Source organism: Mycobacterium heidelbergense (genome assembly GCF_050205645.1).
Lineage (GTDB): Bacteria > Actinomycetota > Actinomycetes > Mycobacteriales > Mycobacteriaceae > Mycobacterium > Mycobacterium heidelbergense_A.
Map to the genome: position 1 here is coordinate 1 of NZ_JBNMQT010000032.1, position 26,062 is coordinate 26,062.

Here is a 26,062-nt window from a genome sequence, read left to right on the forward strand (position 1 = left end):
GCACCAGCCCGCGTCGACGACATCGACATCCCCGCCCTACGCGCCCGCCGCGAGGCCGCCCACCACCACGCCCGGGAGCTCGCTGAGACCATCCTCACCGGTGGCGGTGGGCCCGCCGAACGCGCCGCCGCCACCGAACTCGCCCAGCTCCACAGCCGCCTGGCACAGCAGCGCCCCTACCAGCAGGCCCTCGCCACCGCCCACGCCCGCTGGGTCCACGCCGAAGACACCGCCGAATTGCATCGCCAACTGCTCGCCCAACTGGACGCCACCATCACCGCGGCCGCCCAGCGCGGCGAACATGACGCCGCTGCCCGCTACCGCGACCACCACACCGACGTCAGCCAACAAACCCATCGAGTCGACACCGCAGTGCGCACCGCCCGTGATCGCCTCAACACGGCCCGCGATCAACTCATCGACACCGCCGGCGGCGTCACCGGCATCGTCACCGAACAACACCTTCACGACCGGCGCGCTCAAGCACTGCGCGCCGACACCGAAACCCTCAACGCCGTGCGCCGCCACGCTCGCGACCTCGAGAACCAACTCGCCCGCGCCGAAGCCGCCGCCGCGCGCTCACTAGCCGAAACCCCCATCCACACCTACGATCTCGGCGCCGACCTGCACCAACTGCAAGACGAAGTCGAGTTCCTGCAAGCGGCCAGCGCCACCAGCCTCGCCGCCATGTACACCCCACCGCCGGCCGCCCTTCAAAGCCTCGACGACGAGCACCGCCGCGCCGTCAGCGCCATCACCACCAGCATTCACAGCGTCCAACTGCTTCACCTGCACCACGGCGCCGACAAAATCGCCACACTGGCGGCCCTGGCCGACACCGCCCACCACCACGACAAACCCGTCCTGGCGCTCACCAGCGCCAGCACCGACACTGAGCGTCCCTACGCCGACACCACGGCCACCATCGAGACCTACCGCGCCGACCTGACCGACAATCGCCACAGCCCGCCACTGGGCAGCCTGCTCATCGTCGATGACGCCCACGCCCTCACCCCTGCCCAACTGCGCTGGCTCGCACACAGCGCCACTGCCACCAACACCAAACTCCTACTCATCACCCCCGGCGAGCAGCACCCCGCCCACACCCTGCTCACCGTCCTGACCAACGAGCTGCCCCACACCCAACACCTCGGCACACCCGGCCCTCACCGACGTCACCACCGCACCGCCATCGACCGCGTCGAACACCACCTCGCCACCACCAACGCAGCCAGCCCCGACCAAAGCCGCGCCACCCAACTACTGCGCCAACGCAACCACGTCCTCGCCAAACTGCGCGACATCGCCAACACCACAACCCGATTGCATACGATCGCCGAACAAGACCGGTCCCGCGCACCCCGCCGCGACCAAGGCCGCGGCTACGGCCACGAACTCTAACCGCGCGGCGAATTCAAACACCTTAAAAGAGCCCGCAATTGGGCGGTTAATTGTTGAAAACGACTGGAACATTGAGTGGTCCGCGGATAGCGGGGGTGTCGCGCCAGGTGGCGGGGCCGACGAGTTCGGGGTTGCGGGTGAGGATCTGGCGCAGGGCCACGGTGGTTTCCAGTCTCGCCAGGGCTGCACCGAGGCAGTAGTGCGCTCCGTAGCCGAATGCCAGCGGTGCAGGTCCGCCACGGTCTGGGCGAAGTTGGTCCGGTTCTTCGAAGACAGTCGGATCACGGTTGGCGGCCGCGATGACGACGAGGGCCTGCTGGCCGGCGGAGATTGCCGCGTCACCGATGCGCTGATCCTGGGTGGCGGTGCGGGCGGTTGCTTGTACCGGGCCATCGAGTCGTAGCAGTTCGTTGAGTAGTGTCGGGTCGGTCGGGTCGAGGTTGTCGATGATTCGGGAGCCGTCCGTGCTTGGGTGCAGGAGTCGAATGATCCCGGCGCCCAGGAGATTTGCGGTGGTCTCGTGGCCGGCGACGGCGATGAGGATTGCCGTGATGACGACGTCGTCAAGTTCCAATGCGGGATCGGCGGCGATGAAGCTGAGCAGATCTTCGCCGGGGTGAGCTCTGCGGTCGGCGGCCAGGGGCAAGAACTCGGCGATTAACGTGGCGAATGCCGCGGCGCCGGCGTTGATTTCCTGCGAGTGGGCCAGCGCACCGAGCATGCGGATGATCGCCGGTGACTCGGCGCGCAGTAGATCGGCATTGTCCGGGTCTAGTCCCAGCCACTCGGCTGCCACGGTCAGCGGCAGCGGCAGGGCAATCTCGGCCATGAAATCGAATCGCGTGCCCACCGCGGGGTAGTCGATCACGCTCCGGGCAATCGTCTGGACGCCGTCGGTCAGGCCGGTGATAAACGAGGGTGTGAATACGTCACGCACTGAGTCGCGCAGACGGCGGTGGTTGGCTGCGTCGGTGAGCAGCATCGACCGATCAACCATGTCCGAGCCGAGGGGATCGATCGCCGCGCGGGTATTGGGGTTGACGCGAGGATCACTGGTCCAACCTGGTTCGCCCAGCACTTGGCGGGCGGTGTGGTAGCCGAGAATCAGCCAGGCCTGCGCGGTGTCGTCCCACACCACGTCGCCGTCGCGGCGACGCTGTTCGTAAAACGGGTAGGGGTCTGCGGGATTCCACGGAAGCCGTGGCGCGGTCGTGGTTTTAGGTGTGCTCATGGTGCTCCAGTCCAAAGGGCAGGCCACGCTGGCGCACCCAGGCGATGTGCTGTTTTCCCAGTGGCGTGATCGGCTCGGCGAGCCCGTCCATGTCATCGGTGATCGCGCGGGCGTGGATAGTGGCTCCCAGCATGGCGCATATCGCGGCGAGGCCGATGGTGACCCGGGGGAACAGCGCGAAGCCGTCAGGAACCGACATACGACGACCAGGGTGGTCAGGTGAGCGCACATCGATCATGTTGCGGATGGTGCGATGTGAAGCGTCCAGCGCATAAGTGGCCGGCTGAGGGACGAGCCACTCAGAAATAAATTCAGCGAACCACTGGTAGGCTTCGTCGGCCGTCACGGTGGAATCGGCAGCGAAGTAACCGGTTTCGGCCATCAGGTCGTGTAAATCCTGTTTGCGCCTTTCAATGGCCGCTCGAAAAACCTCAACCCATCTGCGACGCGAGTGTTCGGGCAGGATGGTAACGCAGCCATAGTCGACGAATCCGACCTGTCCGTCTGGCCCGAAGCGGTAGTTCCCAGGATGAGGATCGGCGTGAGCAAGATTGGCGTGGCGGGCCGAACCGATGAAGAACCTGTGGATGACTTCTGCCCACATGTTCTTGAGGTCCTGGTCAGCGTGTTGTGCGGCGGCCCAATCCAGTCCGTCCAGATAGGTCATCGTTAGCACCCCACCACCGGATGTCTCCCAGACGACCTCGGGTACGCGGATGAACGGGTGATCGCAGTAAAGTTCGCTGAACGCGGTCATGTTGGCCGCCTCGTGCCGGTAGTCGATTTCCTCGGAAATGCGGTCGGCGATCTCGCGCGTTGCCTGGCGTAGGTCAGGCATCGTGATACCTGATGCCGCAGATACGAATCGGAAGAATGTCGTCAGCAGTTCGGTGTTGGCCAGATCATCGCGAATCGCCTCTGCTACCCCCGGGTACTGGATCTTCACCGCGACCCGTCGGCCGTCGTGCAGAAGCGCGTGGTGGACCTGTCCGATCGAGGCCGCCGCCGTCGGCTCGCCGTTGAACTCTGTGAACAACTCCTCGACGGGCCGGCCGAGATCTGCGCGCAGTACTTCTTCGGCTAGCTGCGGGTGCATCGGTGGCGCATCGGCCTGCAACCGGGCCAGCGCCCTCTGGTAAGGCGAAAACTCGCCATTGCCAATCGAAACGGTGTCGACCATCGAGAAAATCTGGCCGGCCTTCATCAGCACGCCCTTAGTGACCGAGCAACTCCGCGTAGCGTTGGGCGGTGCGCTCGTGAAAGCGATCCACCGCGCCGGCGTTGCCGCCCTTCTCGCGCACACCGGCTACCATCCGCCCGCCCGCCGCGCGCGCGGTGAACCCGGCCAACGGCATCGTGCGGCGAATTCTTCCCCTCGGTACCGGGCGCTTGCTGATACCACTCATTGCAGATCCAGCCCGAAAGGCAGGCCACGCTGGCGCACCCAGGCGACGTGCTGCCTGCCCAGCGGTGTGATTGGCTCGGCCGCCCCGTCGAGGTCGTCGACCAGTGCGCGGATGTGAACGGTTCCGCGCAATGCCGCGCAGATTGCGTTGACGCTGAGATTGATCCGGGTTGTGGACACTAGGTCTTCGGGGATCGACATGCGACGGACCACGTGGTCTGGTGAGCGGAGGTCGATGAAGGCGCGGATGGCCCGTTGCGCGGTGTCGGGCAGGTAGGTGACGGGCTGGGGTGCAAGCACTTCATAGAAGATGTCGGCGTACCACTGGTAGGCCTCCTCGGTGGTGATGGTGGAGTCGCTGGTGAAAAACCCGATGGCGACCATCAGCTCGCGCACGTCGTGCTTGTGTCCCTCGAGCATCGCCCGAGCCAGAGCGACGATGTTGCGGCGTAGCTGTTCGGACACGACCTTCACGCAGCCAAAGTCAAGGAAGCCGACCCGCCCATCGGGACCGAAGCGGTAGTTGCCCGGGTGGGGATCGGCGTGAAAAAGATTGCCGTGCCGGATCGAACCCGTGACGAATCGCCAGATCACCTCGGTCCAGGTGTTCTTGAGCTCTTGGTCGGCCTGTTGTGCTGCGGCCCAGTCCATTCCCTCGAGATAGGTCATGGTCAGTACCCGGTCGCCGGACGCCTCGTAAATCACCTCGGGTATGTGGATGAAGGGATGGTCCCGATAGAGCTGGCTGAACGCGGTGATGTTGGCGGCTTCGTGACGATAGTCGAGCTCCTCTGAGATACGCGCCGCAATCTCCTTTGTCGAAGACCGCAGATCAGGCACCGTGGCACCTGATGTCGAAGCCGCGAATCGATAGAAGGTGGTCAGCAATTCTGAGTTGGCCAGATCGTCGCGGATCGCTTCTGCGGCACCGGGATACTGAATTTTCACGGCAACCTCGCGGCCATCGTGCAGCACCGCATGGTGGACTTGTCCGATCGAGGCCGCCGCCATCGGCTCGTCACTGAACTTGGCGAAAAGCTCCTCGACGGGGCGATCGAGATCAGCCTGCAGGACTTCTTTGGCTAGCTGAGGGTCCATCGGCGGTGCATCAGCCTGCAGCCGGGTCAGCGCCCTCTGGTAGGGCGACAGTTCGCCATCGCCCACAGCACCGGGGTCAACCATCGAAAACATCTGGCCGGCCTTCATCAACACGCCCTTGGAGTGCCCCAGCAGCTGGGCATACCGTTCGGCGGTGCGCTCATGGAAACGGTCCACCGCCCCGGCATCGCCCGACTTCTCGCGCAGGCCCGCCACCATCCGCCCACCAGCAGCGCGCGCGGTGAACCCGGCTAACGGCATGGTGCGGCGAATCCTCCCTGCGGTACCGGACGCTTGCTGATGCCGCTCATTGCGGAGCCGCGTTCCACGCCGATCCGCGAGTGGCCGTTATTCACCGGGCGGGCCGACCAGTGTTATTGACGGCCCCGTAATCACGGGTTTATCGTAGTCATTCTTCGGGTGTGACGCTCCTATTTTGGGGGTGGCCGTGCGACAGACTGGCGGAACAGCAAGCCAAGTCGGCAGCGCCCAATTTTGCGTATCCGGGCGATATTTCGTCCTGTCTAAGTCCAGCGTCTGGTGGCCGGCGCCACCACAGCTAGGCGCGGTTTAATCGTGCGTGCCCCGTCGGCCGTCCCGCCTGGCTCGCAAGCCGACGCCGCCTTCCTTCCCATGGCCCAGCTGCCCAAAGGAGGGCTGGCCGCACATGGCCTCGGCGAGCACTACAGTGTTAGCACCCAAACAGGCGCGCTGTCGGTTTCGGTGCCGATCGCGACAAGCCCGGGCCGCGGCGCAAGCGCTGCCGCGCTGACGCTGAACTACAGCAATGGTGCTGGCCGCTCGCCCTACGGTTTCGGTTGGGGGCTGTCGGTGCCGTCGGTGACCCGGCGCACCAGCAAGCAACTTCCCCGTTACAACTCTTCCGATATTTTCGGGCTGGCCGGCCTCGATGACCTTGTGCCCCAGCTTGAAAGCGACGGCGCCGGCGGGTGGCGCGCAGTCGAGCACACCGAGTTGATCGACGGCACACAACACCTGGTGCGGCGATTTCGTCCCCGCAGCGATGACACCCATACCCGCATCGAACAATGCGTACCCGCCGACACCGGCGTGCCGTTTTGGCGGACCACCGACTCGGGAAACGTCACACGTCTTTTCGGTCGCACCGCTGACAGTCGCATCAGTGACCCGGCGGATACCTCCGGCCGGCGCGTGTTCGAGTGGCTACTCGATGAGGTCCATGACGATTGCGGCAACGTAGCGATCTACGAATACAAACGCGAGGACACCGCCAATGTGGCGTCACAACCTGGTGAGGCGCACCGCCTGGCCGCGGGCGCCCTGCCGCAAGCCAACCGTTACCTCAAACGCATCCGCTACGGCAATGCCGTGCCCGCAGATCCGACCAGCACCACGATGATGGTCGTCGTCGACTACGGAGAACACGACCTATCGCCCACCGAAACCCGGTCGTGGCCAGCCCGGCCCGACGCGTACTCGACCTACACTGCCGGCTTCGAGGTTCGCACCTGGAGACTGTGCCAGCGACTGCTCATCTTCCACGACTTCGGTGCCGACCTCGGACCGGGGCCGACACCGCGGCTCGTGCGTTCACTTGAGCTTGGCCACGACGCCACACTGTCGCGGCTAAGCTCTCTGCGCCAAGTCGGATACAAGTGGAACGGCGCCGACTACGACGAACTTGCTTTGCCGCCACTGGAATTCGGCTACATCGACCCCCAGATCGGTGCACACGTCCACGACCTGGCGATCACCTCGATGCACGACGGCGCCCACATCCGCTTCGTTGACCTCGACAGCGACGGGCTGCCCGGCGTACTGACGACTACCCCGGGCGGCTGGTGGTATCAGCGCCCGGGCGGCGACGGCACTTTCGAGCCGCCGCGACGCGTCAACGAGCTACCCCCCACCGGCGCCGGCGGCCTGACCGGACTGCGTGACGTCGACGGCACCGGCCGTATCGGTGTTGCCGCCGAAACCAGCGGGCTCGCCGGGTCCTCGGTCCGCCAACCCGATCACAGCTGGGACCGCTACCAGCCCTACGACACCCGCGCCGTCATCGACCTCGCCGACCCGCGACTGCAGCGCATCGACCTGACCGGCGACGGCCTACCCGAGTTGGTCGTGCGCAGCGCCGACGAGATCAGCGCAACCACCTCACGCGGGCGCGCCGGCTACGGGCCCCGGTTGAAGATCCCGACCGCTGGCACCGAGGCGGCGGGGCCGCGCCCCCCGCTCGACGACACCGCCCACGTTTGGTTTAGCGCCGACATGTCCGGCGACGGGCTCCCCGATCTGGTCCGGGTGGGTCTGGCTGGGGTGAACTACTGGCCCAACCTCGGCTGGGGCCGCTACGGGGCCCGCATCACCATGACCGGCACACTGGCCCTCGACCGGCCAGACCATTTCGACGGCACCCGAATCCGACTGGCCGACATCGACGCCTCGGGCACCGCCGACCTGATCTATCTCGGTGACCGCGCGATCACGCTGTGGCGCAACAACTCCGGCACCTCCTGGAGCGACCCGCAGACCGTGATGCCGCTACCACCGGTCGACAATCTCGCCGATCTGCAAGTGCTTGACATCCTCGGCACGGGCACCCCCGCATTGGTGTGGACCAGCTCCGCACCCGCAGGACCCACCGCGGCCTATTTGGACCTCGCTGTCGGCGGGCGCCCTCATCAACTCAGCAGCATCGTCAACAACCTCGGTGCGCGCACCACCTTCTCCTATGACACCTCGGCGCGCCAACAGCTCGCCGCGCGGCGCGCGGGCCGGCCTTGGCACACCACCACCAGCAGCGCCGCGGTCGTGGTGTCCCGAGTGCAAGCCGACGATGACGTATCGCAAACCTCGCATGTGACCCGCTACCTGTACCGCGACGCCTATTTCGATCCAGTTGAGCGCGAGCCCCGCGGGTTCGGCTACGCCGAAACCCACGACGCCGAAACGCTGGCCGCCGGGGGCGACCCGCTCGATTTGCCGCCGGTGCGCAGCTGCGAATGGTTCGCTCTGGGCCGGCCCGGCGACCAGCAATATGACGTGTTCACCCAAGACCCGCACGCGATCCGGCTCGATCAGACCAAGCGGATCGGCATCAGCGGCGGTGTCGAGTACGAGCAGTCCGCGCGCGCCTTCGCCGGCAGGCAGGTTCGGGCCGAAACCTATGTCGATGACGGCGCAGCCACCGGCCCGGTGGTCGTGACGCAGACACGGATGTGTGTGCGCCAATTACAGCCGCGCCAGGGACCATGGCCAGCCGTCTTCCGCGTGGAGCCGCTCGAGACGCTGACCGCCCACTACGAACAAACCACCGACGATCCACGCCTCACCCACGACCTCACGCTGGGCACCGACGATCACGGCACCCCGAATTCGACGGTCAGTCTTGCCTACCCGCGGCGGGTACCGCAGATCGACGAACAAAACCAGGTGCTGATGACGTGGACGCTCACCGAGTTGGCGAGCCTCGATACCGTCGACGCGTTCCGGGTTTCGGAGACGACCGCGAGCAGCGAGTACGAAATCACCGGCGTGCCAGTACCGGCAGCCGTTGGCCGCTACACCCCTGACGGCCTAGCAGCACTGCTGCCCACGCTGGCCGAACGCGACTACGTCGAACCGACCACCGCCGGAGTCGGACAGCGCAGGCTGCGGGCCGCCACGCGCTACGAGTACTGGGATGACGCCGTGTCCACCCCGCTGCCGGCGGGCCAACTCGGCCGGCGTGCGCTGGTACGCCGCGTGCTTCGCTTCGCGATGACACCCACCCTGGTCGCTGACGTTTTCGCCACACTCGCCGATCAGGCGACACTGACCGGCAATGGCGGATATGCCCTCATCGATGGCCTGTGGTGGGCCAGCGACGGCATCCGCGGCTACAACCCGGCGGCGCTGTATCTGCCGGTCAGCCACACCACACCCTTCGGTAACACCGCCGAGGTCGAATACGACGCGCACAATCTTTTGGTCACCGTCGTTCGCGCGTCGACGACAGCACCGTTGTCGATGAACACCACCACGGCCGCCAACGACTACACGATTTTGGCGCACACCGCGCTCACCGACGCCAACAACATCGTCGAACGGGTCGAATTCGACCCGCTCGGGCGGGTGAGCCGATCGTGGCGACAAGCACCCGACCAAAGCGGAGACCCAGACGCGCTACCGGGAGCGATCTACACCTACGGCTCCGACGCGTGGCACACCGGGACCGGGCCGGCCTGGTCGCACTCGGCCATCCGCGTCAATCACGGCGCCGCTAACGGTCCGTGGCGAGAACAACGCCTCTTCGTCGACGGCTTCGGCCGCATCGCGATGACCAAAACATCGTGCGAACCCGGACAGGCCTGGGCTGATGACGGCGCCGGCGGGGTCATCAGCGTCGACACCACACCCGACCCGCGCTGGATCGGCACCGGCCGCACCGTGTTCGACAACAAAGGCCAACCGGTCGAACAATACGAACCCTACTTCGCGGTCGACTCGAGCTTCGACACCGCCGGCGCCCTCGTCAAACACGCTGTCCTGCAACGGCGCACCTATGACCCGCTCGGGCGGCTCATCCGCGTCGATCACCCCGATGGAACGCTGGAGACTGTCACCATCGGACCCTGGCAACAGGTCAACGCCGACCGCAACGACACCGTCGCATCGAGCACCTGGTATGCCCAACGCCAGCCCGGAGGCGCCGCAACCGCCGCCGAGCAGCGCGCGGCCACATTGGCGTTCGCCCACGCCAACACCGTCCTGGTGCAGCTGTGCGACCCGCTGGGCCGGTTTGTGCGTATCCGAGAAGACAACGGCGCCGACGGCGTCTACGAAACCCGCCACAGCCTCGATCTCGCCGGCGAGATCAGCGAGGTCCACGACGCGCGCGGCATCCGCGTCGGCACCCAATTGCGCGATGCTGCGGGACGCCTGGTGCGCACCGACAGCATCGACTCCGGCACCCAAGTCGCCTTGCCTGATGCCGCCGGCCGCCAAATCCGCAACCTCACCGCCGACGGCCACGTCGTGACGGCCCGTTACGACCTGCTCGGACGGCCCATCGAGCTATTGGTGCGTGACCCCGGCTCGAACATCGACCGGCTCGCCGAGCTCACCATCTACGGCGAAGCGCACCCGCAAGCACAAGCCCGCATGCTCGTCGGGCAGATACACCGCCGCTACGACGAAGCCGGCTACTCGCGCGCCGACCGTTACGACCTGGCCGGCAACCTCATCGTGGGAACCCGCCAACTCTTGGCCGCTGCCAATCCACCGGATTGGGGCCCCGCCGGGGGGCTTCCGCTGGCGCACATAGACGCCGCCACCGCGGGCCTGCTCGATCCCGAACCCTTCACCACCACAGGTCAATTCGACGCGCTTGGTCAAGCGGTGCGACAGACCCTCCCTGATGGAACTCGCATCACGTTCGGCTACAGCATCGGCGGCCTGAATACGATCACCGCCCGATACGCCGGCGCGGCGGCGGACACGGCGATCCTGACCGGTGTCGACTACGACGCGCGCCGGCGCCGCATCGCGATCAACCACGGCAACGGGGTATCGATCACCCACGTCTTCGATCCCGATTCGGGCCGCCCGGTTGCCCTCAACGCGCGCGCTGGGGCCAACGTGATCCAGCAGCTGCAATACACCTACGACCCGGTGGGCAACGTCGTGCAAATCCAAGACGGCGCAACGCAAACCACGTTCTTCGATGGCGCGGTGGTCGCCCCTGGATCCTTGTTTACCTACGACCCCGCATACCAGTTGCGCACCGCCACCGGCCGTGAACACTCCAGCCTCGGCGTCCAGCCCGATGCCGCCGATCCAGCATTGCCCCCGCTGCCGCACCCCAACGACGCCCACGCGCTACGCAACTACACCGAGACCTACACCTACGATCAAGTCGGCAACATCGTGTCCTTCGGTCACACCAGCACAACCAACAGCTGGACGCGCCGCTATCAATACACACCCGGCACCAATCGCCTTGCTGCCCACCAACTCCCGGGAAACCCCGACGCCGGTCCCTACTCGGCCACCTTCAGCTACGACGCCGGCGGCAATACCATTGCCGCCCCGAACATGTCGTCGCTGACGTGGAACCACGCGGGCCGCCTAGTCGGGGTCAACCTCGGCGGCGGCGGAACCCTCACCCTGAACTACGACGCCGCCGGTAACCGGGCCCGCAAAATATGGCAGCGCATCGGCGACCTGCGCGAGGAACGCATCTATCTCGGCGACTACGAACTGTTTCGCCGGTATCGCTCCAACGTGCTCGTATTCGAACGACGCACCATCCGCATCTCCGGTGGCCGCCGCGACATCGCGCTGGTCGAAACCGTCACCGTCGATACCGATCACCCCGGCTTCGACACCAGCCCGCGCACCCGCTACCAGTACAGCGACCTCATCGGGTCCAGCGCGCTGGAATGCGACGAAACCGGGGCGGTCATCTCCTACGAGGAATACCACCCCTTCGGCACCACCTCGTTGTGGTTGGCGCGCGGCGCTGCGGCGATCAGCACCAAACGCTACCGCTACCTCGGTAAGGAAAAAGACACCGAGACAGGGCTTTACGCCGCGGGTGCGCGTTACTACATGTGCTGGCTGGGCCGTTGGCTCAGTCCCGATCCCGCCGGCCTCATCGACGGTGTCAACCGCTACAGCTACGCCGCGAACAACCCGACGTCACGGGGCGATCCCAGCGGATTGGCGGCGTTGGACCAAGATCCGCAACTGTGGTTCAGCGAGATGAACAAGTGGGCGGTCGACGTGCGTGCGACCTACGGCGAGTGGAAAGCTACCAAGAAAGTCAAGGACTACTTCAAGGCACTGCATCGAATGCTGGGTGGGCCAAAAGAATACGACATCAGCCACCCACCCACTCGCCCATACGGCGTGCAGCGGCCGGGCGAAATCTCGAAGGTGACGCTGGAGAGCAGCTACTACAATCGCGCCCGCGCCGCCGCGGACAAAGTCATCAAAGCGGCGACCGAAAAAGCCGGTTCGCTTGTCCGCACCGCCGAGGGAAAGTGGCCGATCAAGGGCCCGCGCCTGACGGGAAGACCTCCCGCGGTGCCCTCGCTGGGCTGGAGCGAAAAAGGCAGGACAGGGCTGACACTAAGCAAGGAAGCACAGGACTGGGTAGCCCGGCAAGCATCCAAGCCGGCACCGAAACCGCTTCCCGCGGCCCCGCCCGGCCAGCAGCTCAGCTTGCCCGGAGTCAGCCAGCAGCCGACACCGCGGGGTGACCCGTATGGTCAAAGCGCGCAGCTCGATGAGTGGCTGGCCAAAAAGGGAGTCAGCAAAGCGCCCGCCCAGCCACCGCCGCCGGCCGCACCCGCCGCCGCTCCTGCCCCTGCCCCCGCGCCAAGCAGCGCCGCCCCGGCGCCCGAGGCGATCAAGACCGCTGACGTCACAGCCGCCGAATCGGCCGGCGCGACCAAAGCGGTCGAGACCGCCAATGACGCCACCACGGTCACCAGAACGGTGGATACCGCGGCCCCGGCTGCGGGCGCGCAAACGGCCGCGAAAGTCACCAAGGACGCCAGTGGCGTGGCCGACGTCAGTAAGGACACCGCGGCGGCCGCTGAAGTCGTCAAAGACGTCAAGAACACTGAGAAAGCAGCCGAGGTGACCAAGGACGCGGCGACCCTGTCGGCTGTCACCAAGGACGCCAGTGTGGTGGCCAAGTCCAGCGAAGTCGCCCAGGACGCCAAGTCGATCACTACCCTGGCCAAGACAGTCACCCCGGCCGCCAAGACCCTGACCCCCGCCGCCAAGGAAGCGGGCGCGTTGACGAAGGTGGTCAGCGGCACCATCAAGGTCGCCAAACCGGTCGTTAAGGTGATAGCGCCGGTCGCCAGAGTCGTTGGGGAAGTGGCCAAACCGCTAGGTGTTGCCACCGCCGCCGTCGATCTGGCCACCGCCAACAACAACACCGACCGGCTGGTCGCTTCCGGTGATCTCGTCGCCGGCGGGGCCGTCTACTTCGGTCCGGTCGGCGAGGCCTTTGCCGGCGGCTACACATTGGGCGGACTGGCCGATAAGGGCATCGAGAAAGCGTCGAAAGCCGCGTTCGGCGTGGACCTTTCACCCTCGAATGGGATCGGTCACGCGCTCGATGCTCAGGACAAGCTGGTTTCGGCGATCATCCCGAACGACCCGAACAAACCTGCCTACAAAAACGAAAACAAGATCGCCTGGTTCCTCATCGACAAACTCGGATTCTGACACGGGAGTCACGATGAACGATGCTGCCCGAGACCTTTCGATTGGTGCATCTGGCGCCGACGTGCGCCAGCTACACGCCCAAATGCTCGATCGGGGCGCCTCGATCGGCCGCGACGAGCTGGTCGAGGGTTTCTTCGGCGCCTCCACACGCCGCGAGCTCATCGCGATTCAGCACCGGCTTGATCTTGCTGCCACCGGCATCGCCGACGCCGACACCCTCGCCGCACTTGCACGTGGCAAGGACATCGAACACCGCAGCTACGTGGTCGGATTCGTCGTGGGCCCCGATCATCGGCCCGCGTCCCATCTGCAGATCCGCGCCCTGGACCGCGATCTACGCTCTAGCCAACTGCTCGGCGACACTACCACCGGCGACGACGGCTTCTACCTGGTGCGCTACACCCCTGAACGGGCCCATAACCTGGAGATCGGCACGGCCGATGTTTATGTTCAGGTGCTCGATCGCGACCGCCTGCTGTACGAAACACCGCTGGAGCAGACCGTTTTCAACGCTGCCGCGTTGGTGTCGATCACGGTCGAGCTGCCCACCGCGGTCGCGCCCGAGCACAGCGAGTATGAGCGGCTCACCGCGCTGATCGAGCCGCTTTTGGGCCAGTTGAGCTGGGCGGAGTTGACCGAAAACGACCGGCACCGCGATATCACCTTCCTGCAAGGCGAGACCGGCGTCGATCACGATCGGATCACTTGGCTGGTGCTGGCGCACCGCCTGGCCACCCTGATCGATATCAGCCCCTATTTCTTCTACGCACTGTTCACCCAACAGACCCTGGCCGCCGCCCAGAACTGGGCGTCGTTGACCCCGCGGCTTCAACTGAGCGTGACGACCCCGCTCGAGCCGCTGCTCTACGACATCGTGCTGTTGCCCGCCGCCGACGTGGAATCGGCCGTACGCGTAGCGACATCGACATTCATCGTCCCCGCCGCGCTGCTCGAGGAACTGCCCACCATTCGCAAGCTGCTCGATGAGCACCGCCAACAAGCGCAATCCTGGGTCAGCCAGCAGCGCACCCGCGTCATCAACAGCCACATCGCGCATCTGCTGCAGTCCGACGTCTCCGAGCAACTCAAGGCGATCATCGCCGCCGACCCACTCGGCGACCTCCCGTCGGTGCTGACCAAACTGGCCGACCTCAACCTCGTACCGACCGATCCCGCCACCACCGACATCGCCAACACACTGTCGATCACCGACATCCTCGGCGAGGACCCACACACGATCGATGCCGTCCAGAAGCGCTTCGGCATCACCGGCGAAAACCCGCACCGGCTGGCCGAACTGACCCCCGAGGACTGGGCATCGGCGATCGGCGGCGACAACCCCGCCGCGCACCAGCAAGGCGCCGTGATGGCCGCACGCATGGCCGCCCGCTACCCCACCACCGCGTTCGCCGCCCAGCTCGCCGCTGACCCCAACCCGCCGCTGCCGCACGCCGCCGCAGTCGCCGACACACTGGCCAGCCACCCCGAATTCGACCTCGCCACCGGCAACATCACCACCCTGCTGGCCCAGCACACCGAACCCGTCGACACCGACACCGCGGCCACGGTGCGCACAGCCCAGCGCGTCTATCGGCTCGCACCCACCTACACACACACCAAATCGCTACTCGAGCGCGGTATTTCGTCTGCGGCGGCCGTGATGCGCCAAGGTCAGAAACGGTTCGTGCGCGACGCCGTGCAAAGCGCCGACTTCACCACCGAGCAGGCCAACCAAACCTTCCGGACGGCCGCCAACGTGCACACCGCGAGCTTGATCGTCGCTGGCCAACTCCAGGGTGCGGCGGCCGCCACCCTCGTGCCGGCACTGGCCCCACAGCCCGCCCGGATCGAACCGGTGGTCAAAGACTTTCCGAACATGAAAAGCTTGTTCGCCGCCATCAACATGAGCGAGTGCACCGACTGCCGATCGGTGCACGGGGCGGCCGCCTACCTCGCCGACGTGCTGCAGTTTCTCGGCGACCGGCTTGTCGTGGACACCACCAGCGGTTCACCGGCCCCGCTTAAAGGTGCGCGCGACGTCCTGCTGGCACGGCGCCCCGACCTCGCCGTGACCGATCTCAACTGCGCCAACACCAACACGACCCTCCCTTACCTGGATGTGGTGTGTGAGCTCCTTGAGGACGCCGTCGCGCCCGACGCCGGGCTGCTCTACACCGGACCCGTTGCGCCGGGGACGATCTCGGCGGATCTACTGAACGCACTGACCGGCGCCGGACTGGCGTTCACCGACACTGCGATCATCTACGGGCCCGACCTCGACAACGGATACGTTGTTCGCGACACCGCCGCGGTGGTCGGCCTGACCCCCGACGGGGGTAACTGGCGCGCCCGGGTGCTGCGCCAAACATTTGGCAGCGCAGACGAACTCGCCGCCGCACCGGAATACGTCAATACCGACGCCTACCAGACGCTTGTCGCCAGCACCTGGTGCTTCACCCTACCGTTCGACCTGGCGCATCAGGAGACACGCCGATATTTCGCCCAATTCGACATCGACCGGGCTGAGCTGATGCGCCGGCTGCAGGTCGGCGGCGCCCCATCCGATGCCGCGTGTGCGGCGGAGTCACTGGGGCTTAGCGACGCTCAGCGCATACTGACCGTTACCGCCAACCCCGCTGCACAGCAAACGATCTGGAACACACCCACCACCCCGGCCTCTGATACCCTTTCGCACGTCGACAAGTTCGTCACCCGCGCCGAAATCACCTACCAGGACCTGCTGGAGCTTCTCGACTTGGGCTGGGTCGACGGGGGCCAGGACCTGTTCATCCAACACCTGGACTCCACCGCTGATCTATCCCAGAAACGCATCGTCAATCTCAACGACACGGCCCTCGATCGCATCCACCGCTTCATCCGGGCCCGTACCGCCACCGGCTGGCCCAGCCCCACCGTTGACCGGGCCATCCGCAGCACGGCCGGCGGAAACGGCACACTCAATGACGCATGCCTGATCGACTTCACCGCGATCACCACCGCAGCGGCTCGGCTGTCGCTGACCGTCGATGACACCCTGGACCTTCTGGAGACCCTCGACGTCGACGACCCGGCCGGCGCCTACGCAGCGACATTTCTCAACCCCGTACGCACGGGTGCAGTCGACGCCCACTTTGAACCCAAGGCCATCCACGCCAACGAGGCCGCCGAAGCGGGCTCCCCGGGCTCGGGCATCAAACTCGCCGCCGCAGCGACCTACCTCGGCCTAGCCCTGGGCACCACCCCCGCTGACACCACCTTGCTCATCGCGGCCGCCGGCGCCAACGCCGCGCTGACTGCTGCCAGCATCAGCACCACCTACGCACTGTCGCGGCTCGCCACCGCCCTAGGCCTCTCGGTTGGCGCCGTCACCGATCTGGTGGCCATCGTCGGCACCAACCCGTTGTCCTCAGCCGCACAACTGGCCGCGTTCGCCGACACCGCCGCAACGATGACCGCCTCAGCGCTGCCCATCTCGACCTGGCGCTACCTGCTGCGCCACGAGGCCGACGACCTGGCTGCCCTGGATATGCCGGGCGCGGCGATCACCAGCCTTCTCAACGACCTACACAAGTCCTACACCACCGCCAAAACAGCTGACTCACTTCAGCTTCCAGCCGACGGCACCCCCACCGAAAGCACCGCCTTAGTGCGCCCGTTCCTCGCGCGACTCCCGGGCATCACCGCCGACACGCTTTCGCAGATGCAAACACTGCTCACCGACACATGGGCCAACACCACCGTCACTGAATCGGCATTCATCGACGCCACCGTGGGAAGCTACGTCGACCCCGCCACCGGCACCAAACTCGACACCACCGCCATCCAGACCGCCCTCGCGGCCCGCGCCGCAAACCCCACCGACGCCACCTCAAACGCGGTGATCGCCGCAGTGGCTGACGCTGTCGGCACCTACCTCTACGACACCGACCGCCAAGCCGCACTCACCACAGCGATCGCCACCACCTTCGCTCTCGACGAGGACCTCACCTGGGATCTGCTCACCACCGCTCGGCTCAAAGAACCCCCCACGGCAGGACAACCACCCTTGAGCCAGATCCTGCTCGACGAGACCACCACCCCGGCCGCCGCTGACCTTCAACAGCGCGCCGTGCAGTTGCTGCACACCATGACCCTTGCCATCGGCAAACTCGGACTCTCGGCGCCCACCCTCACCTGGCTACTGGCCAACGCACACGCCCTGGGCTGGCTCGAGCTCGACCACCTTCCCTACCAACCGGCCCAACCCGCCACCGGATTGCCGGCCTGGCGTCAACTGCAGGGCTTCCTCGACATGGCCGCGGCCTACCCCGACGTCGCCAACCCCGCCGACGCCCAAACCCCGTACACCCTCACCGGGTTCTTCGACACCGTCCTCAAACCTGCCACCGCCGCCAAGCTGCTCACCTACCTGGCAACGCTGACCGGCACGGACCCGGCGACGCTGATCGACCTCGACACCCACCTGGGCCTGTCCACGCCCGACGTGTCCGCCTACCACAACCCCGCCACCACCGCCGGCATACTGGACACCCTCGCCATGCTGCGCACCCTTGGACTGGATATGGCCACCGCGGTCCAGGTCACAAAACCCGTCCTCGACCTCACTGATGCCGCCGGCATGCGCCGAGCCCTCAAGTCGCGCTACCCCGACAACCAATGGCTGGGCGTGCTCAAACAAATCCAGGATCCGCTGCGGGAAATGAAGCGCGACGCCCTGGTCGCCTATCTGCTCGCCGACAACCCCGACCTCACTTCCGTCGATGACCTCTATGACTACTTCCTCATCGACACGCAGATGACCGCCTGCATGTCAACATCACGCATCGTGCAGGGACACGCCACCGTGCAACTGTTCGCGATGCGCTGCCTGATGGGCGTTGAGCCGAAAAGCGTCGCCAGCGTGGGCACCGACGACGGCTGGACGCAATGGGACTGGATGGCGAACTTCCGGGTCTGGGAGGCCAACCGCAAAATCTTTCTGTGGCCAGAGAACTGGATCTTGCCCGATCTTCGGGACAACAAATCTGAACTGTTCATCGCGTTCGAAAACACGCTGCACCAAAACCAACTCACCGACGACACCATCTCCGACGCGATCGACACCTACCTGGAAGGTCTCGACGACATCGCTCACCTCGACGTCATGGCTGCCTACTACGACACCGCCCGTGAGGCAGAGCACGTGTTCGCCCGAACCCGCGGCGGCACCCCAGCTGTCTACTACCACAGGGAATTTCAAAAAGAGCGCGCATGGACCCCGTGGGAAAAGGTGCCGCTGGACATCAAAGGTGACCAACTGCTGGCGTTTTCACGCAACTCGCGTCTGACGATCGCGTGGCCGGAATTCACCAAGGAACCCGACGACACCTCCGATCCACCACCAATACCCGACCCCGACAACCTCAAAACCAGCGGCGGGACACCCACCAAAAAGCCGGCACACCGATGGAAGATCCAACTGGCGGTCAGCGAATACGCCGACGGACGGTGGCGCGAAAAACGCGTCAGCGACACCGCGCTCTACGCCCCCGACCCCACCAACTATTACGACTCGAGCGACTTCCCCGACCAGGACCAGTTCACCATGCTGGTATGGGGCCTGGGCGAAAACCAAGCCGTCTCCTGTTTCCAACAGGTCGGCTCGGCAACCGAATACACCCAAGGAGCGCCCCAGCAACTTTCGTTGATCGGCTCCTTCGCGCTCACCGGCTGCAAAGGCGTGCCCGAAGCCAACCAGGGTGGCGTCATGCCGGCCTGGCTCTACCCCGAATTCGTGCCCACCGCACTTGAGGCCGGACGCTTCCAAGAGACCGGCGGCCTCGACAAAGAGCTAGCCATCGTGGCAATGGCGGGCCAAACACCACAACAGATTTTCGGCCGAACCCCCGCCGGCCTCTACGAAGTCACCTACCCGCTGCAACTGACCGTCATCGACTGGATCCTCCTGTTGATCGAATTGTGGGCAATCGCTTCGTCCCAATCCAGCCTCACAGCTCGAACCTTCATGTCCCGGCGATCGGCTGTGGCGATTCCCACTGGCACGTTGCTGCCCTATTTCTTCGGCGACTACGCCCGTGATTACGTCATCGTTCCCGGCTTCTACCCGCGCCAATATGACCCCCGGCCCGCGCCGGCCACTAGCACCCAAACCCCGTTGGCGCCGGCGTTGACCAACGGATTCGACGTCGATGCGGCCAACGAACTCATCGCGGCCGATAACTACATCGAGGCCAATAAGCGAACCGCCTCTGATGTGTTGACCCTCATCAACGACGTGATCGCTCTTGCGACAAAGTATTTGGACAAATACAAGAAGGACCCCAGCGTTCCGATCACCGAACTGCTCAAAGAGCTGCAACAAGACACCGACTACAAGACGATCCTCGCCGAGCTTCGGCACTACCGGCAGCTGCGCTACGGACTGGAGGTGTCCAACTTCTACCACCCGTTGGTGTGCGCATTCCGCAAACTGCTCAACGGCTCAGGAGTTTCGGCGCTGATGGCCCGTGATACTCAGCTCACCGACACCGGATTCGACTTCGCTGCCACCTACCAGCCCGGCCCCGAAGTCATCGAACCCTACCCGCGCGAAATCGTCGACTTTCAACTCGACGGCGCCTACTCGTCCTACAACTGGGAGCTGTTTTTCCACGTCCCGTTCGATGTCGCCATGATGCTCAACCAAGACCAGCAATTCGACAAAGCACGCGACTGGTTCCACTACGTCTTCAACCCGGTCGGCATCGGCGATTACCCACTGCCCAGCCGCTTTTGGAACACCAAACCATTCTTCTTGACCACCGCTACTGACTACCTCAACGAACGTATCGACTCCATCATGAACGCAATCGCCGCCGATCCCAGCGGCGCAACGATCAGCGATCTGGCGTTCGCAGTCGCCCAATGGCGCGACAACCCGTTCAAGCCAGACGTGGTCGCACGATCACGACCCGTGGCCTACCAGATGGCCATCGTGATCAACTACGTGCAGAACCTCATCGACTGGGGCGACAACCTGTTCCGGCAATTCACCCGCGAGTCCGTCACCCAAGCCACCCAATTATATGTCCTGGCGGACAAGCTACTTGGCCCCAAACCGCAAATCATTCCCCCCGCCGTGCCAGTTCCAGACATGACCTACCAACAGCTACGCGGTGAACTCGACTTGTTCAGCAACGCCCTACTCGACCTGGAAAACCTGGTCCCCGACGTGAACGCCCTACCTCACCATGGGGCCGAGCTGCCCCCCTCGGGCACCTCGCTGACATCGCTGTACTTCTGCATTCCGCCAAACGAGACTCTGCTACAGAAGTGGGACCTGGTCGCCGACCGACTCTTCAAGATCCGCAACTGCCAAAACATCGACGGCATCCCGACACCGCTGGCCCTATTCTCCCCACCCATCGACCCCGGAGCACTTGTCCGCGCTGTCGCAGCAGGCCTCGACATCACACAGGTGCTGGCCGGTCTTGGCGCACCGCTACCGCACTACCACTTCACCACCATGGCCGGCAAAGCCAAAGACCTGGCACAACAGGTGGCAGGGCTGGGCAGCGAACTGACCGCCGCGCTGGAAAAGAAGAACGCCGAACGATTGGCCAACCTCCGCCAAACCCAGGAGATCGCGGTTCTCAACGCGATGCGCACCGTCAAACTCGCCTCGATCGAAGAAGCCAAAGGCGCGGTAACCGGTCTGCAACGAGCCCAGGACGTCATCGAGCAGCGCATCGTCTTCTATTCCTCGCAGCCCTTCATGAACACCGGGGAGACAACAGCGGTTGCACTCAACGCCACATCGCTGCTGGGCGAAGCCGCGGTGGCGCTAGGCTACACGCTCGCTGGCGGACTCAGGCTGATTCCTGACTTTATGGCCGGTGCAGCCGGGTTCGGCGGCTCCCCGACCGTCAATGCGACACTCGGTGGCCAATCAATCGGCAACTCGGCTGAGATGGCAGCGGCAACGCTGTCGTCGCTGACCCGTGTCGCGGACAAGTCCGCGGCGATGGCCAGCACCCAGGGTGGGTACCAACGCCGCCAAGATGAATGGAACTTCCAACTCGCCCTTGCCCAAAAGGAACTCGCCCAAAACCAGCAGCAGATCGCGAACGCGAATCTGCATCTGGACACACTGGCTAAAGACCTCCAAGAACACGACCTCCAGATCAAAAATGCCCAACAGCTCCAACAGTTCATGCTCACCAAGTTCACCAACGAGGAGCTCTACAACTGGATGGCCGCCCAGGTCAGCTCCGTATATTTTCAGGCCTACAAACTCGCCTATGACACCGCGATTAAAGCCCAACGCTGCTACTGCTACGAGCTGGCCCGCGATGACACATTCATCACCTACGGCTACTGGAACACCCAAAAGAAAGGCTTGATGACCGCCCACGCACTGCTGCACGACATCAACCGAATGGAGGCAGCGCATCTGGACAACAACATCCGCGAATACGAACTGACCAAACACATCTCACTGGCGCAACAAGACCCGTTCGCACTGCTGCAGCTCAAGACGACCGGAACAGCCACAGTCGTGATTCCCGAGATCGCCTTCGATCTCGACCATCCCACCCACTACCTACGCCGGATAAAAACTGTCAGCACCTCACTGCTGTGCAACGCAGGACCCTACACGACGGTGGGCATGACGCTATCGCTCATCACCAACAAGTACCGCAAAACAACCGACGAAGCGCCCCACCCGCACGAGTACGCCGAAGACGTCGGCAACGACGACCGATTCGCCTACAACGTCGGCACTATCGCCTCGATCGCCACCAGCACTGCGGTCTCAGACACCGGTCTGTTCGACCTGAACTTCCACGACGACCGCTACCTGCCGTTCGAAGGTGCCGGCGCCATTAGCACGTGGCGAATCGAATTGCCCACGAAATACCCGCAATTCGACTACGACACGATCAGCGACCTAATCCTGCATATCCGCTACACCGCCCGCGAGGGCGGCTCGGCATTCCGCAAGAGAGTCGAAACCGCGCTCACCGGTACCGCCATGCATGCAGCCACTCTCACCGACGGACACCAAGGCCTATATGCCGCCTATAGCCTTCGTGAGAGCTTCCCCAGCGAATGGTGGCAACTCGGCGAAACAGGCGCCACGTCGATCACCATCGACGAATCACATTTGCCCTACATAGCTCGAGGACACAACCCCACACTCACCACATACATCTGGGCCGCCAAAGTCCAGGCCGAACCACCCCAGTACACGCTTACGGTTAACGGGTCGGCCACCGCACTGCCCCGGCATCAGCTCATGCACTCAATCTGCATCGGACCTGCCGGCAACCCCACACTTGGCACCCCGGTCTCCATCAGCTGCGACCCGACCAAACTCGAGGACCTCTGGATTCTCGCCGGCTACACCATTGCCTAACAGCAACAACCAATCGCCACGCTCACTTGTTCATCGACAGGAGGTGTCAGGGATGCAGGCAGACTTCTTCAACAACGTCGCGGCTGTCGCCGTGGTGCTGATGTTCACCAAGGTCGTAACACACCGCTTACCCCGGGGCGATGCGAAAGCCCTCTCCAGCAGAAACGGTGCCTACCACGCGGCCACGGTGATCGCGGCGGCAATGGCCATCATTGTGGCGCTCCTCGCGACCGGAGTCAGGTCGGACAACCCCGTGTTTTACATCACCGCGTCAGCAATGCTCGGTGTGACCGGAATGTTGGTGCTTGTCGACGAGATCCGCCCGAGCCAACAGAGATCACGGCAGCGATGAAGCGCGATCGGACACCGGCGACAAGGCCGAAGCTGGGGAGTCCGCCTTGCCGCCGGCACCGAACACAGCGTAAATACCGCGCCCAGCATGCGCTAGGTACCTCCACCCCGTGGGCAACACCATCGGTCATCGCTGTGCCACGGCCGCCATCGCCACCGCGCTCACCGCCGCGAACGCCCACATGAACACAACCCGCGCCCCGAGTTTCTCGACGACATGTCATCGGACATTGCTAGCTACTTCGACCTGAAAAGTCGGCGCGTTGATCCAGGTCGGATTGGGTTGAGCCGGGAAGATGGCCTCAAGCGCCGCAGACGCTCGAACAAACTTCCGAGTGGCGTCCGTCCGCCGATTAGTTCGACTCGGGCCGTTCTTGTTTTTGAGCCTCCCACTCTTCGTTGGCCCGCTGCTGCTGCTCTTGTTGCTGCTGCTGGTGTGGCGGTTCTGGTGTGGGGTTTCCCGGATTGTCAGTCATCTGGCCGCTCCTGCCTCAAATGCCGTGCTAGATGGACGTCGAGGCGGCGTCCATCGTGCAAACTGGCGGCAGCCAGGAAATTTTCAGCGGAAGTTGCGATCGACATCGTTGAGTTACCCTCCGCGAGAGGCTCTCCGAAAACCTGCTACCGATGGACGAGTTCACCAGTCGCGATGTCCATCGCCCGCATGGTACTGAAACCCCGCCGAACTCCGCCCGTCATGCTCGCATTTTGCGGCCACACGCTCCCATTCGACTGTGCAGAGAACATGTTTCACCGCAAAGGTCTGTCAACCCGCACCAAGATCATCGAACTGCACTCAGCGTGGCTGGACGGCGGGACACCGCTGATCGTTGACGCTAATTGCTAACATTCACCGCTTACCTCGAGTACCGCTATCCGCGTAAGGTCTGCACGCCGAAGGTCATCGTCATCTCAGGACGTGGCCCGCCGCCATGGGTGAGCATCCAGCATCGCCGTCACTGCCTCAACCACCCCGGCATCTGCCTGACCTTCTTGCGCCATCCGCTGTACCGCCGACGCGATCCGGGCCAGCAGACCGCCATAGGCCCGGGTGGCGGCCCCCACATAGGTGCGCGCAGCCTGCGCCAGCCAGCCATCGCTATACCGGGCCGACAGTGCCCGTAACTGTTCAGACAGACCGCCGGCTTGGCCCTGCACCGTCGCCACCAGCGCGCGCACAGCCTCATCTTCAACCGACTGGCCGTCGCTGATCAGGGCGGCCTCCAGCGCATGGTCAAGATCACCTACGGCCGACAACGCATCTTCAATAAGGCCGGTGTGGGCGCGCAGTTCTGTAGCTGGAATAGGAACGCTCAGTAAGTGCGGGCCAGCGGCATCGACCATACGAGCCTGCTCGGCTTCCGCGCGCGCCTGCGCGGCCTCGGCCTGGGCCGCGTGCAGGGCCGCCATCGCGTGCTCGACCTGCTCGTTTGCCTCGGCGATCGCGTCGTCAGCTTCCGACCGGGTCCTGATCAAGGCCGCGTGGGCAGTTGAAATCTCTCCATCGGCGCGGCCCTGCGCCGCGGCGACCTCGGCGGCGGCGCCGGCGCGGACCCGTTCCATCTCGCCACGCAACTCTTCGAAGGCTTCCTGGGCTGCTCGGCGTTCTGTTGCGCGCTCAGTGATGCGTTGTTCGGCGCGCTCGTCCGCGGCGCGGGCCTGCTCGTGGGCGGCGGCCACCTCGGCGGCGGCATCAGCGCGCACTCGCTCCAACTCGGCGCGGATCTCTTCTAAGGCCCGCTGCGCGGTTGCGCGTTCCTCGCGGCGCTCTGCAGCGCGTTCTTCGGCGCGCTCGTCGGCGGCGCGGGCCTGCTCGTGGGCGGCGGCCACCTCGGTGGCGGCCTCGGCGCGCACACGTTCCAACTCGGCGCGCGCTTCTTCCAAAGCCTTTTGGGCACTGCGTAGTTCGGCGGTATGCTCGGCGGCCTGACGTGCAGCCTCCGTATTGGCGGCACGCGCCTGCTCGCGTGCTTCGGCGGCCGCCTGGGCAGACTCCTCGGCTTGGGTGCGTGCCATCTGCGCAGTCGTTTGAGCGTCACGTTGGGCTTGTTCAGCCTGGCGTGCCTGGTGCTCAGCGAGCGCACGTCGGTGGTCGGCATCGACGAGCTGCATCACCGGTGAAAGCTGTCTTGGTGCCGGTCCGGCGCGAGTGCGGTGCTCGATGAGCTCATGTTCACTCATCGCCGCTACCGCGGCCACGTCCGCGGGCGCGTTCTCGCCGCGGCGCTGGGCGGCATCCACCGCCTCGGTGGCGGCGCGTCTGGTCAGCGCAGCCCAGCGCTCTATGTCGAGCTCCTCAATGTGTTGGCGCAGGTGAGTCATCGGCGTCGACGCCTGCCCTCGCCGGTGACCGCGGCTTTGCTCGGCGCGCTGGCCGGGCTGCGGTTAGCCGGCGCCGGCGCGGGCTGTGGCTTCGGTGCCTGCTCCTGCTGCCCCGGCTGCCCGTCTGCGCCTGCGGCCGCGGGCGCAGATGCCGGTGAGGACGGCGCGGACGGTTCGGAAGCGACGCTGCTCTGCTGCGCTAACAGCCTCGACAGCTGGTTCAAGTACACCGTCACAGCTCCGGTGAGCGTGTCGTCGCCGAGCTCCTCGGCGTCGCGCAGCAGGCCCCGCAGCAGCTCTAGGGCCAGTTCTGGTCCCAGTCCCACCGTGGCCCGCTGACTGTCTGCCGGTTCGATCCCTGCGGTTTCCACTACCCACACCAAGCGCTGCCAGCACCGCTGCACCGCGTCATTGCGCCGCTGAGCCTCACGAACTTGTTCGTCGTGACGCTCTTGCTGCTCAAGCTGCGCGCGGTGTCGCTTGGATGCCCGCCCTACAGCGAACAGGGCCACCGCAGCCAGCAGCAGCGCTGCGACAAGGGCGGCCGCGCCGCCGAAGCCCGCTGACGTTAGAAACTCGCGAGCCGGCGGTAACGCCGGCGCTGCTTCAGGCGCGACGAATGGCGAGCTCGCAAGCGACGACATGG

Annotated in this window: 10 protein-coding genes and 1 pseudogene; 5 read left to right on the forward strand and 6 right to left on the reverse strand. The window is 64.9% G+C overall.

The window, feature by feature from the left end:
* Positions 1–1,401 (forward strand): AAA family ATPase (locus ACQI5H_RS23030; protein ID WP_427081604.1); only part of this gene is annotated, 1,401 nt, incomplete at its 5' end.
* A gap of 46 nt (positions 1,402–1,447) precedes the next feature.
* Here ACQI5H_RS23030 and ACQI5H_RS23035 read toward each other — a convergent pair.
* The 3 genes and pseudogenes from ACQI5H_RS23035 to ACQI5H_RS23045 all read right to left on the reverse strand — a co-directional run bounded on the left by ACQI5H_RS23035 (position 1,448) and on the right by ACQI5H_RS23045 (position 5,396).
* Complete coding sequence (locus ACQI5H_RS23035; protein WP_427081605.1) at positions 1,448–2,632, reverse strand: cytochrome P450; 1,185 nt, start codon at positions 2,630–2,632, stop codon at positions 1,448–1,450.
* Positions 2,619–4,029 (reverse strand): annotated as a pseudogene (locus ACQI5H_RS23040) (ABC1 kinase family protein). The gene ACQI5H_RS23035 and the pseudogene ACQI5H_RS23040 overlap by 14 nt, the downstream one beginning before the upstream one ends.
* A 5-nt stretch (positions 4,030–4,034) precedes the next feature.
* A complete protein-coding gene (locus tag ACQI5H_RS23045) occupies positions 4,035–5,396 on the reverse strand; it encodes an ABC1 kinase family protein (RefSeq protein WP_427081606.1) in 1,362 nt (453 codons plus the stop codon).
* 315 nt (positions 5,397–5,711) lie between these two features.
* Here ACQI5H_RS23045 and ACQI5H_RS23050 point away from each other — a divergent pair, with 315 nt between their 5' ends.
* The 3 genes from ACQI5H_RS23050 to ACQI5H_RS23060 are packed head-to-tail and all read left to right on the forward strand — an operon-like array spanning position 5,712 to position 23,095.
* Positions 5,712–13,346 carry a SpvB/TcaC N-terminal domain-containing protein gene (locus ACQI5H_RS23050; RefSeq protein WP_427081607.1) on the forward strand — a complete coding sequence of 2,545 codons (7,635 nt, stop codon included), beginning with the start codon at positions 5,712–5,714 and terminating at the stop codon, positions 13,344–13,346.
* A gap of 13 nt (positions 13,347–13,359) precedes the next feature.
* The gene (locus ACQI5H_RS23055) at positions 13,360–22,743 is read left to right on the forward strand and encodes a neuraminidase-like domain-containing protein (RefSeq protein WP_427081608.1); all 9,384 of its coding nucleotides are present in this window, start codon (positions 13,360–13,362) and stop codon (positions 22,741–22,743) included.
* Positions 22,744–22,795: 52 nt separating this feature from the next.
* Complete coding sequence (locus tag ACQI5H_RS23060) at positions 22,796–23,095, forward strand: hypothetical protein (RefSeq protein WP_427081609.1); 300 nt, start codon at positions 22,796–22,798, stop codon at positions 23,093–23,095.
* 352 nt (positions 23,096–23,447) lie between these two features.
* On the opposite strand, the gene ACQI5H_RS23065 is transcribed toward ACQI5H_RS23060, so the two are convergent.
* The 3 genes from ACQI5H_RS23065 to ACQI5H_RS23075 all read right to left on the reverse strand — a co-directional run bounded on the left by ACQI5H_RS23065 (position 23,448) and on the right by ACQI5H_RS23075 (position 25,787).
* Positions 23,448–23,570 carry a hypothetical protein gene (locus ACQI5H_RS23065; RefSeq protein WP_427081610.1) on the reverse strand — a complete coding sequence of 41 codons (123 nt, stop codon included), beginning with the start codon at positions 23,568–23,570 and terminating at the stop codon, positions 23,448–23,450.
* A gap of 436 nt (positions 23,571–24,006) precedes the next feature.
* The gene (locus ACQI5H_RS23070; RefSeq protein ID WP_427081611.1) at positions 24,007–25,416 is read right to left on the reverse strand and encodes a hypothetical protein; all 1,410 of its coding nucleotides are present in this window, start codon (positions 25,414–25,416) and stop codon (positions 24,007–24,009) included.
* Positions 25,413–25,787, reverse strand: a complete 375-nt coding sequence (locus ACQI5H_RS23075; protein ID WP_427081612.1) for a hypothetical protein — start codon at positions 25,785–25,787, stop codon at positions 25,413–25,415. Before ACQI5H_RS23075 ends, ACQI5H_RS23070 begins: the two co-directional genes overlap by 4 nt.
* A 72-nt stretch (positions 25,788–25,859) precedes the next feature.
* Here ACQI5H_RS23075 and ACQI5H_RS23080 point away from each other — a divergent pair, with 72 nt between their 5' ends.
* Positions 25,860–25,982 (forward strand): hypothetical protein, encoded by a 123-nt coding sequence (locus ACQI5H_RS23080; RefSeq protein ID WP_427081613.1) that lies wholly within the window; start codon positions 25,860–25,862, stop codon positions 25,980–25,982.
* Positions 25,983–26,062: the final 80 nt, after the last annotated feature.

Coding starts and splice junctions, on each gene's coding strand:
- ACQI5H_RS23035 (WP_427081605.1), bottom strand. CDS start 2,632: ATGAGCACACCTAAAACCACGACCGCGCCACGGCTTCCGTGGAATCCC.
- ACQI5H_RS23045 (WP_427081606.1), bottom strand. CDS start 5,396: ATGCCGTTAGCCGGGTTCACCGCGCGCGCTGCTGGTGGGCGGATGGTG.
- ACQI5H_RS23055 (WP_427081608.1), top strand. CDS start 13,360: ATGAACGATGCTGCCCGAGACCTTTCGATTGGTGCATCTGGCGCCGAC.
- ACQI5H_RS23060 (WP_427081609.1), top strand. CDS start 22,796: ATGCAGGCAGACTTCTTCAACAACGTCGCGGCTGTCGCCGTGGTGCTG.
- ACQI5H_RS23065 (WP_427081610.1), bottom strand. CDS start 23,570: ATGACTGACAATCCGGGAAACCCCACACCAGAACCGCCACACCAGCAG.
- ACQI5H_RS23070 (WP_427081611.1), bottom strand. CDS start 25,416: ATGACTCACCTGCGCCAACACATTGAGGAGCTCGACATAGAGCGCTGG.